General features: G+C 74.2%; 2 protein-coding genes and 2 pseudogenes. 3 read left to right on the top strand and 1 reads right to left on the bottom strand.

Going from position 1 to position 2,959, the window contains the following annotated elements; translation table 11 throughout:
• Window positions 1–268: pseudogene (locus DQW85_RS25145) on the bottom strand (glycosyltransferase family 2 protein); the annotation flags it as partial.
• Window positions 269–515: 247 nt separating this feature from the next.
• Here DQW85_RS25145 and DQW85_RS25140 point away from each other — a divergent pair.
• The 3 genes and pseudogenes from DQW85_RS25140 to DQW85_RS25130 form a co-directional block, all read left to right on the top strand.
• Entirely contained in the window at window positions 516–953 is a 438-nt protein-coding gene (locus tag DQW85_RS25140) for a hypothetical protein (RefSeq protein WP_113702455.1), read from the top strand.
• Entirely contained in the window at window positions 950–2,494 is a 1,545-nt protein-coding gene (locus DQW85_RS25135; protein ID WP_113702454.1) for a glycosyltransferase, read from the top strand. The genes DQW85_RS25140 and DQW85_RS25135 overlap by 4 nt, the downstream gene beginning before the upstream one ends.
• Window positions 2,491–2,959: pseudogene (locus DQW85_RS25130) on the top strand (hypothetical protein); the annotation flags it as partial. The gene DQW85_RS25135 and the pseudogene DQW85_RS25130, both read left to right, overlap by 4 nt.

The following is a 2,959-nucleotide window of genomic DNA, read 5'->3' as shown; positions in this document are numbered from 1 at the left end:
GGTCGGTGAGCAGCGTGGCCAGGTCGCCCGGCGCCCAGGCGGGGACGCTCGGTCCCGGCGCGGTGAGCGGGACGCCCGCCGCCGCGAGGCGCATCAGCCCGTCGAGGGGAACGGCCTCGTCCGGCCACTCGATCTCCAGGCCGCGCAGCGGCCGGAGCGCGGCCACGCCGGGGGCCTGCCCGTCGACCGCCCAACCGGTCCCGCTCCAGTGCAGGCGGGCGAGCCCCTTCTCCGGCGTGCGGGTGAAACCGCAGGGAGTGACGGACATGGGTGTGGCGCTCCTCGACCGGGCGGGGGGACTCAGTCGGCGCCTACCTTACGCCCGTTTTACTGATACGTAGGTACGCATGTCCCTCTTGGTAGGGAAAGCGACGCAGGTCATGACCGTCATGATTCTCAGTTTTCGCTAAGGATCCTATGGCACGGTAGTGACCTGTGTTGATTAGGGTGTCAACAACCTTGACGTCCTCCTTGCTCATGTCTACGAAGCTCATGTCTACGAAAGGTACGAGCGGATGCTCTCGCCTCGCCGGCTGGCGGCGACCGCCGCAATCCTCGGAGCCCTGGTCGTGGCAGCCCTCGCGGTGCTCGTGCTCGGCGGCCTGATGGCCCTGGGCGCGGCGGCGGTCACGGGAGCCTTCCTGGTCGCTCTGGCCGCCCTGGCCGTGCTCCTGCTGACCGTACGCCGCGTGGACGGCAAGGCGCAGCGCATCGACCAGCGGGTCAAGAAGCACGAGACCGAGCTCGCCCGCACCGCGGAAGCGCTCAGGCGGATCGACGCGAAGCTCGACCGCATGGCGGCGGCCGTCGAGGAGTCGGCCGCGCGGCGGAACGAGGACCTCGTCGCGATCCTCGCCTCGCTCGGCGAGGACCGGGTCAACGCCATGGCGCGCGCGCGGGAGCTGGAGGAGCTGCGCGAGGAGGTCCGCGCGCTGGCCGAGGGCCGGGTATGACGGGGGCCGGGCGTCACGGCGGGCCCACGGACGGGCGGACGGCCAGGCAGACGGTCAGGCACAACGACTACGGCACGCTGGAGCCGCCGGACCTCGGGGCGTGGCGGCCCGCGCTGACGGTCTCGGTGGTCATCCCGGCCCGCGACTGCCAGGAGGAGCTCGAACGCACGCTCGCCGGGCTGGCCCGGCAGACCTACCCGGCGGAGCTGACCGAGGTGGTCGTCGCCGACGACGGCAGCGACCCGCCGATCCACCTGCCGGGCGCGCGGGTCGTACGGGTGACCGGGGGCTGGGGGCGCGGCGCGGCCCGCGAGACCGGCAGGCTCGCCGCGACCGGCGACGTGATCCACTGGCTCGACGCCGACATGATCCTCGCCGAGGACCACCTCGAAGCCCACATGCGCTGGCACCACCTCATCGACCACGCCGTCGTGATCAGCGACATCCGTTTCGTCGGCGCCCCGGGCGAGGAAGGCGTCCAGTCGGAGTACACCCGCGGAACGCTGGAGTCCACCCGGATGCTGAAGGACGCCGGCTCCAGCGCGTACCTGCTGCACACCGGCGCCTCCACCTCCGTGCGCGCCGACCTGCTGGGCGCGGCGGGCGGCGTGGACCCCGGCCTGAACATGGCCGAGGACACCGAGCTCGGTTACCGGCTGGCCCAGGCGGGTGCGGTGTTCGTCCCGGACCCGGAGGCCCGCGCCGAGCATGTCGGGCCGTCCACGGTCATGCTGCGGGAGAAGGAGGTCCACCGGCACAACTGGTCCTTCCTCGGCGACCTCATCCCCGACCTGCGCTGGCTGCGCAACCACCCGCGGCGCCGCTGGCTGGTGCCGTACGTGCGGGTCGTGGTGCCGGTCACCACCTACGAGGAGACGCGCGCCGCCGTGGACTCGGCCCTCGCGGGCACCGTCGCCGACACGGCCGTCACCCTCGTCGGGCCGTGGGGCGGGCTGACGGAGGAGCGCCGGTCCAGCCTCGACGACCCGCTGCTGGAGCCGCGGCTCGTCCGCAACCTGTACCGGCATGAGCCGCGCGTCGCCTTCGCCGAGGCCGGGCCGCTCTCGGCCGCTCCCACGCCGTTCCTGCTGTCGCTGCCGGCCGGGTGGGCGCTGGGCGCCGACACGATCGACCGGCTGGTACGGCTGGCCGACGCCGACGGTCTCGGCCTGGTCTGCGCCGCCCTCACCGAGACGGCGGCCGGTGAGGTGGTGACAGCCCGGCTCGAACGCACCGCGGCGTTCTCCCGGGCCTCGTTCTTCCACGGCGATCCGGACGACCTCGTGGACGAGATGTTCGGGTCGCTGTGGGTGAGCGGGAGCGAGTACGGGATCGTCCCCGTGGACGAGGCCGAGCCGCCGGCCGGGGACGCGGCCAAGTGGCGGGCGCTGGCCGCCCGGCGGCTGGAGGAGGTCAAGGAGGCCCGCGCGGAGGTGGAGCGGCTCTCGGCCGAGGTCGAGCGGCTGTCCGCCGGGCCCGCCGCCGCTCCCGAGCCGGGGCGGTTCGGCGCGCTCATCAGGCACCTGCGGAGCGCCGGATGATCCGCGAGCTGCTGGCGGAGATGCCGGACGCGCACGTGTACGCCGCCGGGATCGACCCGGCGAGCCTGCGCGGCCGTTCGGACGCGGGCCCGGCCCGGCGGGTGGACCTCGACCGGGACCTGCTGGAGCCGCCGTCCGTGACCGAACGGGCGAAGGAGGTGCTCGTCCTCGCCCGCACGCCCGCCGACCTCAGGCGGGCCGCGACCCTGCACAAGCTGCTGCCCGAGGCCGGCCGCGTGGTGGTGGCCGTGCTCGACACCCCGGCCTCGCACCCGGCGCCCGTCCCCACGCCGACGCCCACGCACCGTTGGCGTTCGCTGGTCGATCTGCGCGTGCACCGGCCCAGGGACCGGGTCTGGGTGGTGGACGCCCGGTTCTCGGCCCCCGTGCCCGCCGGCCGTACGGTGACCGCCACGGCCCGCGCCTTCGCCGGCCACCGGCTCGACGTGATCGCCGCGCCCGCCG

The sequence above is a fragment of the Nonomuraea lactucae genome (genome assembly GCF_003313395.1).
Taxonomy (GTDB): Bacteria; Actinomycetota; Actinomycetes; order Streptosporangiales; family Streptosporangiaceae; genus Nonomuraea; species Nonomuraea lactucae.
This window is presented reverse-complemented; position numbering and strand designations above follow the sequence as displayed.